This is a genomic window from Mycobacterium sp. SM3041 (assembly GCF_039668335.1).
Lineage (GTDB): Bacteria > Actinomycetota > Actinomycetes > Mycobacteriales > Mycobacteriaceae > Mycobacterium.
Genome location: NZ_JAYXBQ010000023.1, coordinates 1 through 2,764 on the forward strand (window position 1 = coordinate 1; position 2,764 = coordinate 2,764).

General features: G+C 62.5%; 1 protein-coding gene and 4 pseudogenes. 2 read left to right on the forward strand and 3 right to left on the reverse strand.

Features of this window, described 5'->3' with window-relative positions:
- Positions 1-1,009 (forward strand): IS30 family transposase (locus VXD91_RS06440; RefSeq protein ID WP_346414986.1); only part of this gene is annotated, 1,009 nt, incomplete at its 5' end.
- An 8-nt stretch (positions 1,010-1,017) separates the two neighbouring features.
- On the opposite strand, the pseudogene VXD91_RS06445 reads toward VXD91_RS06440, so the two are convergent.
- A pseudogene (locus tag VXD91_RS06445) lies at positions 1,018-1,260 on the reverse strand (IS21-like element ISAau2 family helper ATPase IstB); the annotation flags it as partial.
- Positions 1,260-1,595, reverse strand: a pseudogene (locus VXD91_RS06450) (IS21 family transposase); the annotation flags it as partial. The pseudogenes VXD91_RS06450 and VXD91_RS06445, both read right to left, overlap by 1 nt.
- On the opposite strand from VXD91_RS06450, the pseudogene VXD91_RS06455 reads away from it, so the two are divergent.
- A pseudogene (locus VXD91_RS06455) lies at positions 1,595-2,431 on the forward strand (acyl-CoA dehydrogenase family protein); the annotation flags it as partial. The pseudogenes VXD91_RS06450 and VXD91_RS06455 sit on opposite strands and share 1 nt — an antisense overlap.
- 98 nt (positions 2,432-2,529) lie before the next feature.
- Here VXD91_RS06455 and VXD91_RS06460 read toward each other — a convergent pair.
- Positions 2,530-2,764 (reverse strand): annotated as a pseudogene (locus tag VXD91_RS06460) (IS3 family transposase); the annotation flags it as partial.

Sequence of the window (2,764 nt, forward strand, 5' to 3'; positions counted from 1 at the left end):
CATCGCCAAGCGACTAGGACGGGCGCCCTCGACGATCAGCCGGGAGATCAAACGCAACAGCTCTGATGGCCGCAACAAGTACCGGCCGCAGTTCCGTTTCGGTGCCCCGTGGCGGGGCGGACCGTTGCGACGCCCGCACTATTTCCCCAGCGCCGCCCAGGGCCGCGCCCAGCGCAAGGCCCGGCGACCGCATCCGCGCAAGCTGGCTACCAGCGCTCGTCTGCATACCCAGGTGCAGACTTGGCTCAAAGATTTCCTCAGCCCCGAGCAGATCGCCCGGCAGCTGGTGGTTGAGTTTCCCGACGATCTGGAGATGCGGGTGTCCCACGAGACGATCTACCAGTCGATCTACGTGCAGGGCAAAGGCAATCTGCGTCGGGAACTGCACACCTGCCTGCGCACTGGGCGAGCGTTGCGTCACCCACGCCGCCGGGCCGGGGAACGCCGCGGACGCATCCCCGGAATTATCAACATCAGTGAGCGTCCCGCCGAGGCCCTCGACCGGGCTGTGGCCGGGCACTGGGAAGGCGACCTGATCCTGGGCAGCACCGAATCAGGGTCAGCGATCGGGACGCTGGTCGAGCGGTCCACGCGGTACGCGGTGCTGCTGCATCTGCCCGAGAACCACACCGCTGAGGCGGTACAGAACGCCATCGTGGCCAAGATGCCCCGGCTGCCGGCGATGCTGCGTCAAACCTTGACTTGGGATCAGGGCAAGGAGATGGCCAACCACGCCCAGATCACCGAAGCGATCGATCTGGACATTTACTTCTGCGACCCGCACTCGCCTTGGCAGCGCGGCACCAACGAAAACACCAACGGTCTTCTGCGCCAGTGGTTCCCCAAGGGCAGCGATCTATCGATATTTCCTGAGGACTATCTGGACCACGTCGCCGCCAAACTCAACAACCGGCCACGCAAACCCCTGGACTGGAAAACACCCGCCCAACGCCTCGACGAACTACTGTCCGACCCGTCCGATCCACCCGCTGTTGCACTAGGACCTTGAATCCACCACGATTTTCGTGCCGGAAACCGGGCCGATCGGATGTGTCCTTCGCCGCCGTGGGCTTCGCGAGCGGACACTTCCCGTTGTAGGCACGCGGCCAGGTATTCTTCGTGGCTCCAGTTCTCCGCGCGAGCCCGCTCGGCGAGCCTTTCGGTGGCATCGCGCAACGTCGGTGCCTTCAATGCCCTTGTCAGGTAGGCGATTTCAGCGCGGACATCACGGCCGGCTGGGCTGGTTTTCGCGGTCGCCATCAGGCCACCCCGCCATCGAGGTCCACACCGAACGCGGTGTCGTAATCGGTCAGCGATCGGGTCACGACTTGCGGTTCAGCCACGGCGTGTTTGGCTGCTATTCGCCTGCGCCGCAGTACTTTCGCCGCCTCAACGTGCGCCGGGTCCGACAGGGTCTGATGCGTTGCCCAGATACGTTCATGCTCGGCGACCAGTTCCCCGTCGCAGAACGCGTGGACTCGATCCAGATCCGCCCGCACCAGCACCCGCCGTCCGACGGCCCCGGGATGCACCGAGTAATCATTGCCGTCCAGACGCACATAGTGATCGCGCGGCAGGCGCAACGAGGCACACCAGTTTGCGGACCAGGGCGGTGCTTGACGACGGTGAGTGGGTGATCAACGGATCGAAGATTTGGACCTCCGCCGGTCATCTCGCAAACTGGATTTTCGTCTTGTGTCGGACGGACGTGGACGCCTCCAAACACAGGGGGATCTCCTTCCTCCTCGTACCGATGAATCAGCCGGGCGTCGAGGTTCGGCCCATCAAGAACATGGTCGGTCAGACGATGTTCAATGAAGTATTCTTCACTGACGCTCGGACCTCGGCGGGCAACATTGTGGGGGAGCTCAACGGCGGATGGTCGGTGGCGATGACCCTGCTCGGTTTCGAGCGCGGAACCAGCGTCACCACCGACGCAATCCGATTTCAAGCCGACGTCACTCGGCTCATTGACCTGGCGCGAGAGCGAGGCAAGACGAGCGACCCGCACATCCGTGAACAACTCGCGTGGGCCTGCAGCCGCGTCGAGATCATGCGCTGTCGTGGCTACCAAGCGTTGTCGCGCTTCTTGAAGGGTGAGTATCCCGGAGCCGAGGCGGCGATGACGAAGATAATCTGGAGTGAGTTCTTCCAACGTGAAACCGAACTTGCAATGGAGATACTCGGGTCGGACGTGCTCACGCCGTCTGGCACGGGAACAAATGGAGCCTTGATAACGGCGGACCTCGGTACGCCGAACGCGTCGCTCGCGTGGGTTGAGTCTGCGCTCGCCGCAAGGGCCGCAACGATTTACGCGGGTAGCTCTCAAGTGCAGCGAAATATTGTTGGGGAGAAGCTGCTCGGTTTGCCCAAGGAGCCACGACTTGACTCTGGTCCGTTCCGCACCTTGGTCGGCGCCCGAGAAGGATAGGTGTTTGCATTGCGTGCGTGAGCGGTTATCGTGCGCAGTGCTCTGATACCGGGCGGTTTCGCGGTCACAACCGTCGCTTCTTCTGCATGAGACGTGGAGAACCTCTCCATGGCCGCGTTGTCGCCAGCTGTCCCGACGCGGTCCATCGATCCGACCGTGACGTGTCGATGCAGATTGTGAACGAATTTCCTTGACCTGAACTGAGATCCGCGATCGGGATACAGAATGCAGCCTCCGACGTCACCGCGTCGGGAGTCGATCGAGTAGCCGATGATCCGGTTGGAGAACACGTCCTTGATTGCGCACAGGCATAGTGTGAGGTTGCCCCCGGAT